The organism is Mucilaginibacter sp. P2_D11 (assembly GCF_056404435.1).
Genome location: NZ_JBFUEA010000011.1, coordinates 40,112 through 58,807, shown reverse-complemented (window position 1 = coordinate 58,807; position 18,696 = coordinate 40,112). Strand labels below are relative to the sequence as shown.

Annotated in this window: 13 protein-coding genes; 8 read left to right on the top strand and 5 right to left on the bottom strand. The window is 46.6% G+C overall.

The window, feature by feature from the left end; translation table 11 throughout:
- Positions 1 to 95: 95 nt before the first annotated feature.
- From creD to AC1DXC_RS17900, 6 genes are all read left to right on the top strand, one after another.
- The gene (gene creD, locus AC1DXC_RS17925; RefSeq protein ID WP_477460545.1) at positions 96 to 1,412 is read left to right on the top strand and encodes a cell envelope integrity protein CreD; all 1,317 of its coding nucleotides are present in this window, start codon (positions 96 to 98) and stop codon (positions 1,410 to 1,412) included.
- Between the two features lie 78 nt (positions 1,413 to 1,490).
- Entirely contained in the window at positions 1,491 to 2,228 is a 738-nt protein-coding gene (locus AC1DXC_RS17920; protein WP_477460544.1) for a ferritin-like domain-containing protein, read from the top strand.
- Between the two features lie 483 nt (positions 2,229 to 2,711).
- On the top strand, positions 2,712 to 6,020 hold the full coding sequence (secA, locus tag AC1DXC_RS17915; RefSeq protein WP_477460543.1) for a preprotein translocase subunit SecA: 3,309 nt from the start codon (positions 2,712 to 2,714) through the stop codon (positions 6,018 to 6,020).
- A 148-nt stretch (positions 6,021 to 6,168) separates the two neighbouring features.
- The gene (locus tag AC1DXC_RS17910) at positions 6,169 to 6,642 is read left to right on the top strand and encodes an SPOR domain-containing protein (protein WP_477460542.1); all 474 of its coding nucleotides are present in this window, start codon (positions 6,169 to 6,171) and stop codon (positions 6,640 to 6,642) included.
- The gene (locus AC1DXC_RS17905; RefSeq protein WP_477460541.1) at positions 6,635 to 7,819 is read left to right on the top strand and encodes a M20 metallopeptidase family protein; all 1,185 of its coding nucleotides are present in this window, start codon (positions 6,635 to 6,637) and stop codon (positions 7,817 to 7,819) included. Before AC1DXC_RS17910 ends, AC1DXC_RS17905 begins: the two co-directional genes overlap by 8 nt.
- Positions 7,820 to 7,910: 91 nt before the next feature.
- Entirely contained in the window at positions 7,911 to 8,846 is a 936-nt protein-coding gene (locus tag AC1DXC_RS17900) for a hypothetical protein (protein ID WP_477460540.1), read from the top strand.
- A gap of 318 nt (positions 8,847 to 9,164) precedes the next feature.
- Here the strand turns inward: AC1DXC_RS17900 and AC1DXC_RS17895 are convergent, their stop codons facing one another.
- From AC1DXC_RS17895 to AC1DXC_RS17885, 3 genes are all read right to left on the bottom strand, one after another.
- Positions 9,165 to 12,401, bottom strand: coding sequence for a S41 family peptidase (locus tag AC1DXC_RS17895; RefSeq protein WP_477460539.1), 3,237 nt, complete (start codon positions 12,399 to 12,401; stop codon positions 9,165 to 9,167).
- Positions 12,402 to 12,574: 173 nt separating this feature from the next.
- Positions 12,575 to 14,011: an asparagine--tRNA ligase gene (asnS, locus tag AC1DXC_RS17890; RefSeq protein WP_477460538.1), complete on the bottom strand. Its 1,437-nt coding sequence runs from the start codon at positions 14,009 to 14,011 to the stop codon at positions 12,575 to 12,577.
- An 85-nt stretch (positions 14,012 to 14,096) separates the two neighbouring features.
- A complete protein-coding gene (locus AC1DXC_RS17885) occupies positions 14,097 to 14,579 on the bottom strand; it encodes a DUF6252 domain-containing protein (RefSeq protein ID WP_477460537.1) in 483 nt (160 codons plus the stop codon).
- 272 nt (positions 14,580 to 14,851) lie between these two features.
- Here AC1DXC_RS17885 and AC1DXC_RS17880 point away from each other — a divergent pair, with 272 nt between their 5' ends.
- The gene (locus AC1DXC_RS17880; RefSeq protein WP_477460536.1) at positions 14,852 to 15,721 is read left to right on the top strand and encodes a DMT family transporter; all 870 of its coding nucleotides are present in this window, start codon (positions 14,852 to 14,854) and stop codon (positions 15,719 to 15,721) included.
- A 6-nt stretch (positions 15,722 to 15,727) separates the two neighbouring features.
- Here AC1DXC_RS17880 and AC1DXC_RS17875 read toward each other — a convergent pair whose 3' ends face one another.
- Together AC1DXC_RS17875 and AC1DXC_RS17870 are read right to left on the bottom strand one after the other, a co-directional pair.
- Positions 15,728 to 16,141, bottom strand: a complete 414-nt coding sequence (locus tag AC1DXC_RS17875; protein WP_477460535.1) for a putative toxin-antitoxin system toxin component, PIN family — start codon at positions 16,139 to 16,141, stop codon at positions 15,728 to 15,730.
- On the bottom strand, positions 16,122 to 16,340 hold the full coding sequence (locus tag AC1DXC_RS17870; protein WP_477460534.1) for a hypothetical protein: 219 nt from the start codon (positions 16,338 to 16,340) through the stop codon (positions 16,122 to 16,124). Before AC1DXC_RS17870 ends, AC1DXC_RS17875 begins: the two co-directional genes overlap by 20 nt.
- A 248-nt stretch (positions 16,341 to 16,588) precedes the next feature.
- On the opposite strand from AC1DXC_RS17870, the gene dnaG reads away from it, so the two are divergent.
- A complete protein-coding gene (gene dnaG, locus AC1DXC_RS17865) occupies positions 16,589 to 18,535 on the top strand; it encodes a DNA primase (RefSeq protein ID WP_477460533.1) in 1,947 nt (648 codons plus the stop codon).
- The last annotated feature ends 161 nt before the right edge of the window (positions 18,536 to 18,696 follow it).

Here is an 18,696-nt window from a genome sequence, read left to right as displayed (position 1 = left end):
CTTTAATGCAGCGTCCATTAAGTCGCCACAATACCTCGGCGATTATTTTTTAAATAATTACTTTGAATTGCAAAGAACTTTTAAATTAAAAACATATGATAGACCACCTGCAACCTCCACCAAAAAAATGGCACGAAAGTTCCATCCTAATCAAATTAACGGTAATCACCTTAATTATCCTGGCGCTGCTTATCCCATCATCGTGGATACAAAACCTGGTAGACGAGCGACAGGATATTCAAACTAAAATGCTAAGCGCGGTTTCTGATAGCTGGTCGGGCAGCCAATCGGTGCAGGGGCCGGTATTGGTTATCCCTTACAACAAGGTGCTCGGAGCCGCAACTAACGCAATAGGGTACATTTACCTGTTGCCGAACGATTTGTACATAAATGCAAAGCTTAAAACGCAACCATTTAATCAGGGAGTTTTCGATGTAACAGTGTATAGCTCCGCTATTGAAGTAAAAGGCAATTTTACCCAGCCTAACCTGGCTAAATTAGGTATAGATGCCGGGCAGGTGATGTATGATAAGGCACGGTTGCTATTCGGTATATCTGATATCAAGGGGCTTTTAAACAACCCGGTGGTAAAGATACAAGGGCAAAATTACACGCCTGAATCTACATCAGGCGACATACGCCCCTTTGAGCAGTCGCTGCAGGTGGGCTTCTCCTTGCCTGTCAGCAGTAGCATCGCCTTCAGTTACAACCTCGACTTAAAGGGTAGCAATGATATTAATTTCCTTCATCTGGGCAAAGCCACCGACGTGCAGTTTAAAAGCGACTGGCCAACCCCGCAATACAACGGCCGTTACCTGCCCGATACACGCGACAGTACTTCAATCGGCTCGGGCGCAAAATGGCATAGGTTATATTACAACAGGCCCTTTCCGCAGCAATGGCTTAACGACAATACCATCCTGAACAACCCGAAAACAATTGCTGAAGCTACTTTCGGCGTTCGGCTGCAACCGCCGGTAGATGAGTACCGAAAAGTAACCCGGACTAACAGATATGCTACGCTCATCATCATTCTTACATTCGTTTCCCTGTTTTTAACAGAGTTGATACGTAAGCAACCTATCCACCTGTTTAATTATACGCTGATTGGTGCTGCCATGATCGTGTACTATATACTGCTATTGTCCTTTGCGGAAAAAATTGGTTACAACTACGCGTACCTTATCTCGTCTACTGCTACAATAGGGCTAATCTCTTTCTTCACGGCTTCGCTGCTCAAGAACAAAGCAGCCGCAGCGATGTTCGCCTTTATTCTGAGCGTATTCTACGGCTTCATCTTCATCATCATACAATTAGAAGAGTACTCCTTGCTGGTAGGGGCAGTGGCCTTGTTCTTCATCGTAGCGGCATTGATGTATTTCTCCCGAAAGATAAACTGGGATAACCATTAAATAAATATTCACCTAAACCTTATTACCCAAGCTTTCACCCGCATGCACTGGCATGCGGGCGATTTAAACCGAACCAACATGCATACAAGTAATTATTGGATAGCACATTTCAAGACAAACGCCCGGGAACAGCGCGTAGACTGGAAGTTATTTCCCTCGCTAACAACCGAGGAGGTTAAGATTATATTGCCATCGCTGCAGGCCTGGCAATTAGGAGAAACATCGGAAGGGAAGCATTTAATTGCGGCTTCAACCAAATACGCCAACAAAATAGGCGACCCGGATTACGTGGAGGCTGTAAAGCTTTTTATAAAGGAAGAGCAAAAGCACGGTAACAACCTGGGCCGGTATATCGATGGCATCGGGAAAACGCGTATCAGAAAGGATTGGGGCGATACGCTGTTCAGGAAAGTGCGGTATTACAACACCAATATGGAAATATGGACGCTGGCCGTTATTGTAGTGGAAAGCACCGCGCAGATTTTTTACCAGGCACTAAAAGATGCTACGGACTGCGAACTGTTACAGGCGATATGCACCGATATATTAATAGACGAAGCCTATCACATCACTTTCCAAACCGAACGGCTTGCAACAATTTATGAAGGCAAACCCGAATACTCCAAAGCCTGGCGCAACCTGGTGTATAAGGCGTTCTTCTTTTTAACCTCCTGCATGGTATGGGTGGCGCACCGTACCTTATTTAAAGCCGGCGGCAACACGTTCAATTCATTTACCCGGAAAATGATTTTTAAGTACAGGAAAACCATTAAAATGATAACCGAAAGGCAGCGAAAAGAGGTATCGTGGGAATAAGGAAAAAATAAATTCAAAATACCGTTTTGGTTTTCGGTTCAAATTTTATTATGTTTGCATAGTAAAACATAATACCATGAGCGAAGAACTAACTGAATTTTCGGAACAGATAGAGGAGCAATTCGAGATGGAAGACATCACCATCGAGGTTTATATCGATAAGCTGCTCAGCATCTTTTTATAAATGCTTGCTGCCTTTATAAAAAGGCAGGGTGCCAATAAATCTGCTCCGGGCCATCCTGTGCCTGCAATAAATGCGCGCAAATCCGTACGCACAATTAATTCAAGGGCATTTTAGCCAATCAGGCTTTGCGCCTTCGCGCCTTTGCGTGCCAAAATAGCCCCTGATCTTATCTACACATCTGAAATCTGCACATCTGCACATCATTTTCAGCCTCAAAATCGTACCTTTGCCTGTCAATTTGACTTTATAATTACTATGGCGCAATTGTTGAGTTTGCCGTAGTACCATAATATAATAACATGTTAGACTTTTTTAGTAAGCTTTTCGGAAGCAAATCAGAACGGGATGTAAAAAGCATACAGCCTATAGTTGAAAAAATTAAGGCTGAATTTGCCAAATTGGGCGGGCTGAGCAATGATGAGCTTAGGGCTAAAACCATAGAATTCAAGGAAACCATAGCCGCAGGGCTTTCCGGAATTGATAGCGAGATACAGGCCATTAAGGCTCGTACCGAAACCGAGCTGGATATGGAAGTAAGCGAAAAGGTTGAGCTTTATACTCAGCTGGATAAGCTGGAAAAAGACCGCAATAAAGAGCTGGAAGATATCCTGATCAATATTCTCCCTACCGCCTTCGCCGTAGTTAAAGAAACCGCAAAACGCTTAGCGGAGAACCCGAGCATAGAAGTTACCGCAACCGTTTTCGACCGTGAACTTGCTGCCAAAAAGGGCAACGTAGTAATAAAAGGCGATAAAGCTACCCACAGCAGCACCTGGCTTGCTGCCGGCAACCCTGTTACCTGGAACATGGTACACTATGATGTACAGCTGATAGGCGGTATAGTATTGCACCAGGGTAAAATATCCGAAATGGCAACAGGTGAAGGTAAAACGCTGGTAGCCACGCTGCCTGCCTACCTAAACGCACTGGCTGGCCAAGGCGTACACATTGTAACCGTGAATGATTATCTGGCACGCCGCGATAGCGAGTGGATGGGTCCGTTGTACGAGTTCCATGGCCTGTCGGTTGATTGTATAGATAAACATGAGCCAAATTCGGAAGAACGCCGCAAGGCTTACCTCGCCGATATCACTTTTGGCACAAATAACGAGTTTGGTTTTGATTACCTGCGTGACAATATGACACGCAGCCCCGAAGAGCTGGTACAACGCAAGCTGCACTACGCCATGGTAGATGAGGTGGATTCGGTATTGATTGATGATGCGCGTACACCGCTCATTATATCGGGCCCTATACCACGTGGCGACGAACACGAGTTTTATGAACTGAAGCCACGCATAGAGCGTTTGGTGAATGCCCAGAAAGCTTATGTTAACGCCGTATTGAACGAGGCCAAGAAAGCCATCAACGAAGGCAAGACCGGCGTTGACGATGGCGGCTTAGCCTTATTGCGCGCGCACCGCGCCCTGCCAAAGAGCAAAGCACTGATAAAATTCCTGAGCGAAGGCGGCAATAAAACCGTATTGCTTAAAACAGAGAACCACTACATGCAGGACCAAGGCAAGGATATGCCTAAGGTTGATGCTGAACTGTTCTTCATCATCGACGAGAAGAACAACTCGGTAGAGCTTTCTGAAAAAGGTATCGAACTGATTACTGCATCGGGCGAAGACCCGGGCTTCTTCGTGATGCCGGATGTAGGTTCTGAAATTGCACGTATCGAAAAATCTGAGCTGCCCGCCGAAGATAAAATTGCCCGCAAGGATGAGCTGATGCGCGATTTCTCTATCAAATCTGAGCGTATCCACTCGGTAAACCAATTGTTGAAGGCTTACACCTTATTCGAAAAAGATACCGAATACATCCTGGACGAAGGCAAGGTGAAAATAGTAGATGAGCAAACCGGCCGTGTGCTTGATGGCCGCCGCTACAGCGATGGCCTGCACCAGGCGATTGAGGCTAAGGAAAACGTAAAGGTAGAAGATGCCACCCAAACTTTTGCCACCATTACCCTGCAGAACTACTTCAGGATGTACCACAAGCTTTGCGGCATGACGGGTACCGCCGTTACCGAAGCGGGCGAGTTTTGGCAGATATACAAGCTGGATGTGGTAGAGATACCAACCAATACGCCAACCAGCCGTGCAGATATGCAGGATTTGGTTTACCGTACCATCCGCGAAAAATATAACGCTGTTGCCGATGAAATCGTAAAACTAACCCAGGCAGGCCGCCCGGTACTGGTAGGTACTACATCGGTAGAAATATCAGAATTATTGAGCCGTATGCTTAAGCTGCGCGGCATAAAACATAACGTACTGAACGCCAAGATGCACCAGAAAGAGGCCGATATTGTGGCCGAAGCAGGGCAGGCAGGTACCGTTACCATTGCCACCAACATGGCCGGTCGTGGTACAGATATAAAATTAGGTGCAGGCGTGCAGGCATCTGGCGGTTTGGCCATTGTAGGCACCGAGCGCCACGAGAGCCGCCGTGTGGACAGGCAGTTGCGTGGTCGTGCCGGTAGGCAGGGCGACCCGGGCTCTTCGCAGTTCTTCGTATCGTTAGAGGATAACCTGATGCGTTTATTCGGCTCGGAGCGTATCTCAAATCTGATGGTGCGTATGGGTATAGAAGAAGGCGAAGTGATACAGCACTCTATGATATCCAAATCTATCGAGCGTGCGCAGAAGAAAGTAGAAGAGAACAACTTTGGCATACGTAAACGCTTGCTGGAGTATGATGATGTGATGAACTCGCAGCGTACCGTTATCTACGCAAAACGTAAGAACGCTTTGTTTGGCGAGCGCCTGGAAGTGGATTTGAATAACACCGTCTTCGATGTTATGGAAGATGTGGTTACCGAATATAAAGAAGCCAACAACTACGAAGGCTTCAGGCTGGAGGTTATCCGTTTGTTCTCGGTAGATATCGATACCACGCAGGAAGAGTTTGTGGCTACATCATTAAATAACCTGGTTGATAAAACCTTTGCCCAGGTGATAGAGTTTTACAAACGTAAATCAGAGCAGGTTGCCCAACAGGCTTACCCTGTATTGAAAGACGTGTACGATACCCGTGGCCAATATGTAGAAAACATTGTGGTGCCCTTTACCGATGGCGTGCATGGTCTGCAGGTTGCCGTTCCGTTGAAAAAAGCAATCGAGAACAAAGGTGCAGAAGTGTTTAAGTCTTTCGAGAAGAACGTTACCCTTTACCTGATAGATGATGCCTGGAAAGAGCACCTGCGCGAGATGGACGAGTTGAAGCAATCGGTACAGAACGCCGTTTACGAACAAAAGGACCCATTGTTGGTTTACAAGTTCGAGGCCTTCGAATTGTTCCGTGCGATGCTTTCGAACGTGAATAAAGAGCTGGTGAGCTTCCTGTTCCGCGGTGGTATTGCTGTACAGCAGGAGCCGGAGCAGGTACGCGAAGCAAAGCCGGAACCTAAGATGGATCTAAAGAAGATGCGTACCTCTAAACCGGAACTGATCAGCGAAGCTAACGGCATGCCGATGGAAGATACCCGCGAGATACAAAAAGCAACACCCGTAAAGGTGGAGCAAAAAATAGGCAGGAACGACCCATGCCCATGCGGTAGTGGCAAAAAGTTCAAAAACTGCCACGGCGTAGGGCAGAATTAGCCCCACCCAACCCTCCCCAAAGAGAGGGCTAAAAGAATAACCCCCGCGTCATTGCGAGGAACGAAGCAATCTCCCGATAAGCATATCCGCTATGCATAGCTTAGAGATTGCTTCGGTCCTCGCAATGACGTTTTAAAAACATTGATAAATGAAAAGAGCAATATTTGATCGTAAAGCTATGTTAAGCCTCATCAAATGTTGCTCTTTTTTCGTTTTGCTGCTTTTTTCGGCCAGCGCATCGGCGCAAACCAAAGGCAAGGTAGTGGTGGTACGCCCTGCCTTGTTCGATACCTTGCTGGCAAAACGCGCCTCGCTCAACAGGAATGGTGGCAGCGTTAATGCCGGTGGTGCATACACTTCAAATTACGGCTATAGATTGCAGGTATATAGCGGCACCAGTCGTAATGCGGCCTATGCTGCCCAGGCTAAATTCAATAGCGAATATCCCGAAATACGCACGTACATGACTTACCACGAACCCTACTTTAAAGTAAAGGTGGGCGATTTCCGCACGCGGCTCGAAGCCGAAAAGATGAAAGCCGCCCTGCAATCCGTATTCCAGGCCATGTTCATCGTCTCAGAAAAAATCATCCCCCCTAAAACCGTTACCAATAATGATTAAGGAAAAGATACAGCAACTATCGGCAACTATTTTTGATGATGTGGTGGCTACCCGTCGCCATTTGCATTCGCACCCCGAGCTTTCGTTTCACGAGGTAGAGACATCTGTTTTCGTGGCTAACAAGTTAGAGGAGCTGGGCCTCGAATACCACAAAATGGCCGATACCGGCCTGGTTGCTTTGATAAAAGGGGATTTACCATCTGATAGGGTAGTGGCCCTCCGTGCCGATATGGATGCCCTGCCTATATTGGAGGCGAACGATGTGCCCTATAAATCGCAGAACCCTGGCGTAATGCACGCCTGCGGGCACGATGCACACACCTCATCGTTATTAGGCACAGCTAAGATTTTGACGGAACTGAAAAGCGAGTTCGGCGGGACCATAAAGCTGATTTTCCAGCCGGCAGAAGAGAAGCTGCCAGGCGGCGCCAGCCTAATGATCAAAGAAGGCGTATTGGAAAATCCCAAACCACAAGCCGTATTGGGTCAGCATGTAATGCCGCTGATAGATGCCGGCAAGGTGGGCTTTCGTGCGGGCAAATACATGGCCTCAACGGATGAATTGTACGTTACCGTGCGCGGCAAGGGAGGCCACGGTGCACAACCGCAACAGAATGTTGACCCGGTAATTATCACCGCGCATATATTAACCGCCCTGCAAACCATCGTGAGCCGTTCTGCCGATCCTAAGAGCCCTTCGGTATTGTCGTTCGGCAAGGTGATTGCCAATGGCGCTACCAACGTTATCCCTAACGAGGTTTACCTGGAAGGCACCTTCCGCACCATGGACGAAAAATGGCGCAGCGAGGCCCATATCAAAATCAAGAAAATGGCCGAAGGCATTGCAGAAAGCATGGGTGGTAGCTGCGAGTTCAATATCGTGCGCGGCTACCCTTTCCTCATTAATGAGGAAGTGCTTACCGCTGCAACCCGCGGCCACGCCGAAGATTACCTGGGCAAAGAGAACGTGCTGGATTTGGATATTTGGATGGCTGCTGAGGATTTTGCCTACTACTCGCAAGCGGCTGATGCCTGCTTTTACCGTTTAGGTACCCGCAACGAGGCCCGCGGCATCACCTCATCGGTACACACCCCAACATTCGATGTAGAGGAAGATGCCTTTAAGATAAGTACCGGTTTGATGGCCTATTTGGCGGTGAAGCAATTGGGGAATTAATTTTAGTTCATGGATGATGGTTCATAGTTCATGGCGGTCAGCAGCAAAATTTACTATTTAGCTTTTGTCTATGAACCATGAACTATCATCTATGAGCTATAGAAAACTCCTCTTACTTCCTATCTTCCTCCTGTCTGCCATCTGCTCGCAGGCCCAGCAAATCAATCGTTACAACCCCGATACGCTGCGCACCATCGTTATCGATTCGGCGGTTAATATACGTTCGCACCGTTTGCGGGCGCAGGATTTTATAGATGCAGTGCTACAGGATACCAGTTTCTACCTGGCTTTCCGCAACATGAAAGGCTATGGCTTTACAGCCGAGAACCGCATTTTTACTTACGATAAAAAGAACAAGGTTAATGGTAAGATCTACCGGAAGATACAGCACAGCAATGTTGCGGGTACGCCAAAGGTAAGCTACCTGGCCAAAGCGGATAGTGGAAACGTGGTCAAGAAGAACGGCAAGTACCAGTTGTACACGGTAGAGATGTTCGATTATATTTTTATGAGCGCCTACAATGCCGATTTTGCCAGAAGCGCGCCCGTACCCGGAGAGCCAAAAGGCAAGAATGCGGGCTATAAGGCAAAGCTGAAAGCCCTTATTTTTACGCCGGGCCGCAAGATAAGCGGCATACCGTTCATCAGCAGCAAAACAGAGATATTCGGAGATGATTTGAAGCAGTTTTATCGCTATGAGTTTGCCCGGGGCAAGTATCTGGATACTATCCCTGTGTACCGCTTTAAGGTTATCCGCAAGCCCAGCAGCAGCATGGATGACGTGATGATACAGGAGATGACCACCATTTTTGATGAGCGCACCTTCCAGATATTGGGCCGCTACATCGATATGAAATACAGCAACATGTTCTTCGATTTTGATGTGCAGATGAATATCGAACTCAACTACTTCGATGGCGTGCTGCTCCCCACCAAAATAACCTATCAAGGCAACTGGGATATCCCCTTCCACAAAGAAGAACGGGCGAGTTTTTTGATTTTGCATAAGGAATATAAGAAGGAGTAGAAGCCCCCTAAACTCCTGTCCGTGAGGACTCCTTCGGAGAAGGGTGGACAGATATTAAAAGAGGCTGTATCAAAATCCCGGTTTTTTTTGGCGCAAATATAGCGGATAACAGCAACAATGATGGTGACACGATATTGACACCATTCGCAAAATTGCAAGTAGTTGATTGTTAAGGATTTGAAAATGTTCACGGTGTTCATGCTGCGCCGCGTGAACACCGTGAACGGTGGCCTTGCTGTTCTGCAGGCCCATATAAAGCAAAAAGAGGCTGTATCAAAATCAATATGATACAGCCTCTTTTAATATTGCCCAAATAGTTTATTTAACCGTCTGTAGCATTTCTTTCACAGCAGCTTCCAGTTGTTCGTCTTCGCCGCTCAATACATTATTGTAATTATTGGTTACCATAATGTCGGGCTCTAACTGGTGATTTTCGGTATAATGTGTTTCGCCGCTACCCCAGCTCGATACCATTGGGATACCGAATACAAGTGTTCCATCTATTTGCCGTTCCCACCAAACCGCTGTGCCGGTACCGGCAACAGGCATGCCTATCAACTTACCTATTTTAAGCTCTTTGTACGCGTAAGGGAACATAAATGCATCGGAGTAATTACCTTCACTCATTAAAACGCAGCTTGGCTTGTTCCATTTGTTCAAACTTTCGCCCCCAATGGTTTTATTTCCCTGCGGACGCAATTCGAAATACAACTTACCGCCTAAGAAAGTCACCAACTCATCGTGCAACCAGCCGCCACCATTAAAACGGGTATCAACTATAAGCGCTTTTTTATCATAATTGCGGCCCAGTACCTTATCAAAAGTTACTCTGAAACTCGGGTCGTTCATGCTTTGCACATGCACGTATCCAACTTCACCATGCGAAAGGCTATCTACAAGGTGCTCCATTAGGCCTAACCAGCGTTTGTACATGAGGGTGCCGCTTTCAAACCTGGTAGTAACCGGTTTTACGTTTTCTTCAAACGTAGCGTTACTTTTGGGGTCGTGAAAGCTTATTAATGTAAATTTCCCGGCTTTATGGTTCAGTAGTTTATTCCAATCGGCATCTCCGGTAACGGCTTCGTCGTCTATCATATCAATTACGTAGCCTTTTTTCATTTTAGTACGCGCAATATCAAACGGGCCGCCGCTTAAAATATCCTTAACCAACAGCCCGTCGCCGCCCTTCGTAAGGTCGTATAGTAAGCCTAATGCAGCGGTTTCATCGGCGTTGGGGAACAGCGGTGCGTAACGGCCACCTGTATGCGAGCCATTTAGTTCTCCTAAAAACTCGCTTAATAGTACCTGGAAATCGTAGTTGTTGTTGATGTGTGGCAGGAAATTAGCATAAGCGGTATGATAATAGTTCCAGTCGGTACCCTGTAAACCGGGATCGAAGAATTTCTTCTTTACCTGTTTAAACGCGTGCTCAAAAATATAGCGTCTTTCCGCAGCAGCGTCCAAATCCATGCTCCCGTTTATCTTAACGGGTGTCATTTTGCCATCATCGGTGTTTACTTTGGTAATGTTACCGCTTGCCAGTACAAACAGCGTTTTGCCGTCGGGCGTAAGTTTTAATGAACCGCCGGTAGCGTTTAAGTTGGCGAGCACTTTGGTTTCGCGCGTGCGCGTTAGTATCTGCCAAAGATCGTACCCCTTGTCGTATTTAGCCAGGTAATACATTTTTTCGCCATCCTTAGATAGTATATTATCGGCTATATCTGCAGGGGAAACCGTAAGCCGCATCGTGCGCTGGCTAAGATTTTTAAAGTTGGGAATGTATTCATATGGCGCCGGCCCCGCTGATGTTTTTGCTTTATCGGGCGTAGCGGCGGCGCGATTGATGGAGTCGCGTTTATCTTCTTGCCTGCTTATGTCCATGTCTTCCTTGCTGAGCTGAAACTTGTCCCACGCGGCCTGATCAAAAAACATGGCGTACACATCCGTTTGCGCGCCGCGGGCTAAATTTTTCATACCGTCTTTATCAGACTGCCAATACATCATTTTGCCATCCATGCCCCACTGTGGGTGCCCGTCGTTAAAGCCGCTTTGTGTGAGGTTAATCCGCTCGCCGGTTCCGTCTGCTTTAAATAAAGCTACTTCACTTCGGAATGCCGCGCCTTCGCTGGATTGTGCTATGATATATTTGCCATCCGGAGACCAAACGAAGTACTGGTCACCGTCGGAATAGGAAAAATTAACCCCCTCTGGCAGTACAGTAACTGTTTTTTTTGAGGCGATATCTAAAACTTTTATAATATTACGCTCTTCAAGGTAGGCAATCTTTTTCCCGTCAGGAGAGTAAACACCCTGAAATTCGTCTTTTGATGTAGCTATAACCGGGCTAATATTAAAAGTAGTGGCCGCAAAAAAGTAGGGTTCGTTTGCCTTTGCAATCTCCGCCTTATAAATATCCCATGATTCGGTGTTTTCCACAGCATAGAGCAAGTTGCGGCCATCGGGACTAAACTGCACCATGCGTTCCTGGAACGGTGTATTGGTAATACGTTTAGTAATATTGCCATCAACCGAGCTTACAAAAATCTCGCCGCGGTAAACAAATGCTACTTCTTTGCCATTTGGCGACACTGATATTTCGGTTGCATCGCCTTTAACGGGCATGTTTTGTGTTTGGTCGGCGTTAAAATCGGCAGTAAGGCTAATGGTAATCTTTTGGGGTTGCCCGCCTTCCGCTAATGTATATAGTTGTCCATTCTGCGTAAACGCAAGGGTGCCGTTATCGGCCCGCGAAAGGTTGCGGACAGGATCTTTCGTAAATTTGGTCAACTGCGTTACGGTGTTAACGCTCGCCAGCGATGAGCGGTATAAATTTTGGTTGCCATTACGCTCGCTCAAATAATAAAAACCATCGCCATTACCCCAAACAGGCTCACGGTCCTCACCTGCAAAAGGCGACACCCTGGTGTAAGTTTTAGTGGCAATATCATATACAACAATATCGCGCGTAACATTTGATGTATGGTGTTTGCGCCAGGGATCCTCATATCCTTTTCGGTCCTGAAATATAAATTTGCTACCCGTTTTGTTGAAATGAACAAACTCTGTACCTGCAGAATTAACCAACAGGCTGCGGCCGCCTTTGGCCGGAACCTGGTAAAGCTTCATAAAATATTGCGGACCCGGAAAACGAACAGATGTATAAACATCATTGCGGTCGGTACCAAAGTAAACCGTTTGATTGTCGGCAGAAAATTCATAGGGAATATCTTTTTCTGAACTATAAGTAAGCCTTGTGGCGGCACCGCCGCTGGCCGGCATAATGTAAACGTCGAAGTTGCCGTAGCGGTCTGATGCGAATGCTATCGATTTTCCGTCGTTGCTCCAAACCGGATAACCATTATATGCGCTGTTAATAGTTAAGGGAACAGCCGTACCGCCGGCGGCAGGTACCTTAAACAGGTTGCCTTTGTATTCAAAGGCGACCCATTGCCCGTCGGGCGAAAGCTTGGGTTGTTGCATCCACAGCACCTGCTGTGCAAATGCGCTGAAAATGAGTGTTGTTACCGCCAGCAAAGAGAGCACTATCTTTTTCATTTTGAATGTGTAAGGGGTTGAACGCTAAAGTTATAAATAAAAGCGAACTAAATAATATACAGAACACGATTTAGCGATTGATGGATTAACACGATTGAAATAGAAATAAGAAAGCCTTGCTAATGAAGTAATCAGCAAGGCTTTTATCGTGTTAATCGGTGTAATCCCAAATATTAAAATTCCGCATTCTTCGGGAACCTTGGGAAAGGGATAACATCCCTGATATTGCCCATACCGGTTACGAAGAGCACCAAACGCTCGAAGCCCAGGCCGAAGCCCGCATGCGGGCAAGAGCCGAAGCGGCGGGTATCCAGGTACCACCAAAGCTCGTCTTTAGGGATGCCCAGTTCGTCCATACGGGTGGTGAGTTTATCCAAACGTTCTTCGCGCTGCGAGCCGCCAATGATCTCGCCGATGCCCGGGAACAGGATATCCATAGCGGCAACGGTTTTGCCATCTTCGTTCTGGCGCATGTAAAAGGATTTTATCTCTTTAGGGTAATCGGTAAGGATAACCGGTTTTTTAAAGTGCTTCTCAACCAGGTAACGCTCGTGTTCCGATTGCAGATCGGTACCCCAACCCTCTACCGGGAACTGGAATTTCTTCTTCTTGTTCGGGGTAGATTCGCGCAGTATCTCTATCGCTTCGGTATAAGTCAACCGTTCGAAATCGTTGTTCAGGCAAAATTGGAGCTTATCTAATAACGACAATTCCGAACGCTCGTTCTGTGGTTTCTGCTTTTCTTCTTCCAACAAACGCTGGGTTAAAAACTCAAGGTCCTCCTTGTTTTTATCCAAAGCATAGCTGATCACATATTTCAGCAATTCCTCGGCCAGGTTAGCGTTATCGTGGATATCATAAAAAGCCATCTCCGGCTCTATCATCCAAAACTCCGCTAAGTGGCGGGTGGTGTTAGAGTTTTCCGCACGGAAGGTTGGTCCGAAAGTGTAGATATCGCTCAAAGCCATGGCACCCAATTCGCCTTCCAGCTGACCGGAAACAGTTAGGTTGGTAGATTTTCCGAAGAAATCCTGCTTGTAATCCACCTCGCCGGTATCGGTGCGCGGCACGTTGCCCAAATCGAAATTGGTTACGTGGAATGCCTCGCCCGCCCCTTCAGCGTCAGATTGCGTAATTACCGGCGTGTGCAGGTACACGAAGCCCTTCTCCTGGAAGAATTGGTGCACTGCAAATGATAATGAGTTCCTCACCCTGAATATTGCGCCGAATGTATTGGTTCGGAAACGCAGGTGAGCGTTCTCGCGCAAAAACTCCAACGTTTGCTTTTTTGGCTGCAATGGGAACTCATCCGGGTTGCAATCGCCCAATATCTCAATCTCGCTGGCAATAACCTCTACCGATTGGCCCTGGCCCAATGATGGGGCGAGCTTGCCGGTAATGCTTACGGCTGCGCCAAAGGTGATGCGTTTGAGCAATGCAGGGTCGGTGTTTTCAAAATCGACTACGATTTGCAGGTTGCTATTGGTAGAGCCATCATTCAAAGCAATAAAACGATTAGAACGGAACGCCCGTACCCATCCTTTTACTGTTACATCCGTGCCGGTTTCCCCGCTTTGCAGTAATGCTTTAATCTTTATTCGCTGGCTCATATAAAAATATTTTGAGCGGCAAAAATACGATTAATCATCCATTGGATGAACCCGAAATTGCAGAATTTAAGCGCAGACGATAGACTTATTTAGGCAGGTAAACATTGAACATGCCATTGACAAATTTTACCGTTTCGGGGTAAGTCGCTGAAGGGTTAGGATAATTTCTTTTAAGCGTAAGGCTGTAGGTGCCGCTAGCAAGTCTGCTTGTTTCGTTATAGTCGGTAACGGTTAGTGTGCTTGCAGCGGTATTATCAACAATATATTCGCTGGTGAAAACATCCCCACCGATGGTGGTAAAATAAAAAGCCTGCGTGTTCTGGAACGAATATGTGCCCTTGCCGGTAAACTTTAAGCGCATGATAAGGCGCTCTTCGGTTTTAGAGCCAACGATCAATAAAGTATCCGTCCCCTGTTTTTCAGCGGTGGCTTCGCCCACCCATTTTACGGCGTTCTTATCCGCCCCAATGTAAGGCGCAATAACGGGGGGCACGCAGCAGTTCCGCTTAGAGCATGCAGCGGTAAATAACGACAAAACAACTAAGGCAAGTAATGTAAGTTTTTTCATAAGTGGTGTTTTTATGTTATTACGCCAGGTTAAGGGGTAACGCTACAGCGTATTTATTCTTTGCGTATTATTATTGTATTAAATTGAGGTTAACTGCTCAGCCCCAGTCTGCATCTTCGCTGTATTGTTTTGCCTTGCATTATTGCAAAATCTATAAATCCCTTAAAGTTTCTTAAAGGTCGAGTTCAAGCAACTCCCTGCCCTATGCCAATTAATCCCGTTAATCCTTAAATCCTGCGAATCATGGTTCAGACTTTCCGTAGTTTTGCCGCATGAATCCCAGGCTGAGTCTCATCATAGGCATATTGTGCATATCCTTTTCACCCATCTTCGTAAAGCTGGCGGGCGTGTCGCCATTAGGTGCGGCCTTTTACCGGGTGGCCATTGCCTGGGCCTGCCTGCTGCCCTATTGCATCATCAAAAATAAGCTCAGGATAGGGCGTAAGCAATTGCTCATCTCTATTGCTGCGGGTATGGTGTTCGCATCGGATGTGGCGGTTTGGAACGTGTCGTTGTTAAAGATCAGCGCAACCGTATCAACGCTGCTGGCCAACCTTGCCCCGGTATGGGTAGGCCTGATAGGTTACCTGCTTTTTAAAGCAAAATCGGGCAGGCAGTTTTGGATTGGTACTTTCATTGCTATTATCGGCATGGTGGTGCTGGTAGGTTATCAGCATATCCTTCATCTGGAATTTAATGCCGGCATCTTGCTGGCGCTGTTGGCCAGCTTTTTATATGCCAGCTATATACTTATCACCAAAAACGTGATGGCGGGTATAGATGTATTTACCTTTATGTTCTACAGCATGCTGGGCGCGGCAGTCTTTCTGTTTGGCGTAAGCGTATTTACGGGCGATAACATGATGGATTTCTCATTGAACGTTTGGCTCTGCTTTATCGGTATGGGCATCATTTGCCAGCTTACCGGCTGGCTCACTATCAATTATTCGTTACGGTATCTGCCATCTACCAGGGTGGCCATTGCGCTGTTGAGCCAAACCGTTTTTGCAGGTATTTTGGCGGCATTTTTATTGAACGAGCATTTATCGGTAACGGAAATCATCGGTAGCGTGATTGTGCTGGCGGGGATAGCGGTTACGTTTTTGAAGGGGAATGCAGAAAAGGTCATTGATAGTGATTAATCGGAATTACTTTAGTAAATCCCAATATTCCTTTGGACTAATAATTTTTGTTCCCTCGTATTCAGAGAACGTAAAATCGTTAGTGTTACCGGTAATGATGTAGTCCGCATGGCTTTCAACAGCAAGTTCTAAAAGCCTGTTGTCTGCAAAATCAGCAATTACAGTTAGTGTTAATTTAGGGTTGAATAAAGCAGCCTTACGCTCAATGTCTATAAGTAAGGCTTCTGCCCTCAAAACAAAATCGGGATATTTTGAGAATTTATCCCGGCTCAACACGGCATAATACTCAAGCATTAACTTCTCAGAAACACAAAGCTGAACGTTGCTGCCTTTGAATATTTCCTCTATGACAAGGTAAGGGTAACTTCTTTGAATTAAAGATGATACTAAAATGTTTGTATCAACTATTATCTTTTGCATTGTCTCTTACAGCTCTTACTTCTTTAGTGATATCATCCATTGTCATTGTGGATAACCCATATTTTTCTGCAAGTTCAACAGCCTTAAGAAGATTTTGACGCGCAAATAGGTCGAGCCAGTCGTTATAGCTAAGCTTATCGTTTTGTAAGCCTAATTTGGCAAATTCACTTTCAGATATAGATATACTTATGGTGCGCATAATTCATCACTTATAAATCAAATATAACCAATTTTTAAGCCAATATCAATTACCGTAAAAATCGTATAGCATAATGCTACAGTGTTTCGACGCGAGGCAATTGAAAATCCCGACTCAACAGATATTGATAATTTCAATTGGGACTAACGGTTTTACCCCACCTGCCATTTGTTAAATGATATTTTCTATCTTTAAGAACAACTAAAGCCCGCAAACGCTTACTTTTGCAGGCTCAACGTTTTTTACCCATGATCACCAAGCCCACCATCGACCGTATAATGGAAGCCACAGATATTGTGGAGGTGATTGGCGAATTTGTGCAATTGAAAAAGCGTGGCGCCAACTACGTGGGGCTTTCGCCCTTTGCTAACGAGCGCACCCCTTCCTTTACGGTATCGCCGGCGAAGGGCATCTTCAAAGATTTTTCATCTGGCAAGGGCGGCAGCGCCATCACCTTTTTAATGGAGCTGGAGAAGTTTACCTATCCCGAAGCTTTAAAATGGCTGGCCAAAAAGTACGGCATCGAGATAGAAGAGACCGAGATGTCCGCCGAGGACAAGGCGGAAGATAACCGCCGCGAAAGCCTCATGATCGTATCGGGCTATGCCGCCAAATTCTTCCACGAAAGCCTGCTGGAAACCGACGAGGGCCAGAGCATTGGCCTCAGTTATTTTAGAGAGCGCGGCTTTACCAACGATACCATCAAAAAATTCGAGCTGGGCTACTCGCCCGACCAATGGGAGGCCTTCAGCGGTGCTGCTATCCGCAACGGCTACCAGGAAGAATTTTTGGTAGAAAGCGGCCTATCGGTAAAACGAGAAAACGGTACCCTGTACGATAGGTACCGCGGGCGGGTGATGTTCCCCATCCATAGCTTCACGGGCAGGGTGATAGCCTTTGGCGGCCGCACCCTGAAAACGGATAAGGCGGTACCCAAGTATGTAAACTCGCCCGAAAGCGAGATATACCATAAATCGAACATCCTTTACGGGCTGTACTTCGCCAAAAAATCCATCCGCGAAGAGGATAACTGCTACCTGGTAGAGGGTTATGCCGACGTGCTGTCGGTTTCGCAGGCGGGGATAGAGAACGTGGTGGCATCATCGGGCACCTCGCTCACGGTAGAGCAGATAAAGCTTATCAGCCGGTTCACCAAAAACATCACCATTTTATACGATGGCGATGCTGCGGGCATCAAGGCATCCCTGCGCGGACTGGATATGATACTGGAGCAGGGCCTTAATGTAAAGGTGGTTTCCTTTCCCGACGGGCACGACCCCGATTCGTATGTGCGTAAACTGGGTACCAATGCCTTCAAAAAACACATCGAGGAGAATAAGAAGGATTTCATCCTGTATAAAACCACCCTGCTGCTTAAAGATGCCGGCAGCGACCCGATTAAAAAGGCCGAAGTGATACGCGAGGTGGTAGAAAGTATTGCCAAAATCCCCGATTCTATCAAAGCATCGGTGTTCATCAAGGAATGTAGCAGTATTATGCAGATCGATGAACGCGCCTTGCTCTCCGAACTGAATAAGATGCGTCTGGCCAAGGCGAAAAAGGATAGCCAGCAACAAAATAACCGCCATCAGCAGCAGCAATACGATGACGTGGCGCCCCCCGATGAACTGCAATACCTGGAAGGTTTCGAAGAGCAAAAGCCCAGAGAAATTGACACACAAGAAAAAGAAATTATCCGCCTGCTGTTACTTTACGGTAATAAGATGATTGATTGGGACGGCATAACCAATACGTACATCGGCCCTTTTATGATGGTGGAACTGAACGACGTGGAATTTGATGTGCCTGCCTGCAAGCAATTCATAGAGATTTACCGCCACGAGGTGGATAACGGCGTACTGCCCGAGGAGCAACATTTTATACACCACCCGGATAAGGGCATTGTTGACCTTGTGGTCACCTTGCTTGCCACCAAGTACACCCTGAGCGAGAACTGGTACGAGATGCACAAAATATTAGTGCCCGATGAGCAGGCCAACATGAAGGCCACCATACTGGGCGCTATATTCCACCTCAAAATGCACAAAGTGGGCAAAATACTGGAGCAACTGCGCAACGAACTGCAAACCGCCACCAGCGATGCCGACCAGGATATACTGCTAAACCAATACATGCACATGAAAAAGGTAGAGAAAAGTATATCCGATTATTTAGGCTCGGTGATATTGAAGTAGCAGATGAAATATCTATATCTGCTTGTGGTGCTTTTCTACCATGTATCAAGCGTGTTTTGGTGGCAATTTAACGAAGTGCTATTAGGCTGCAGTTTTTTACTTTTTTTTATAACGGGGCTTGTGCTGACGGTTTATGGTAATCAAAGTAGGAAGCCGTTAAC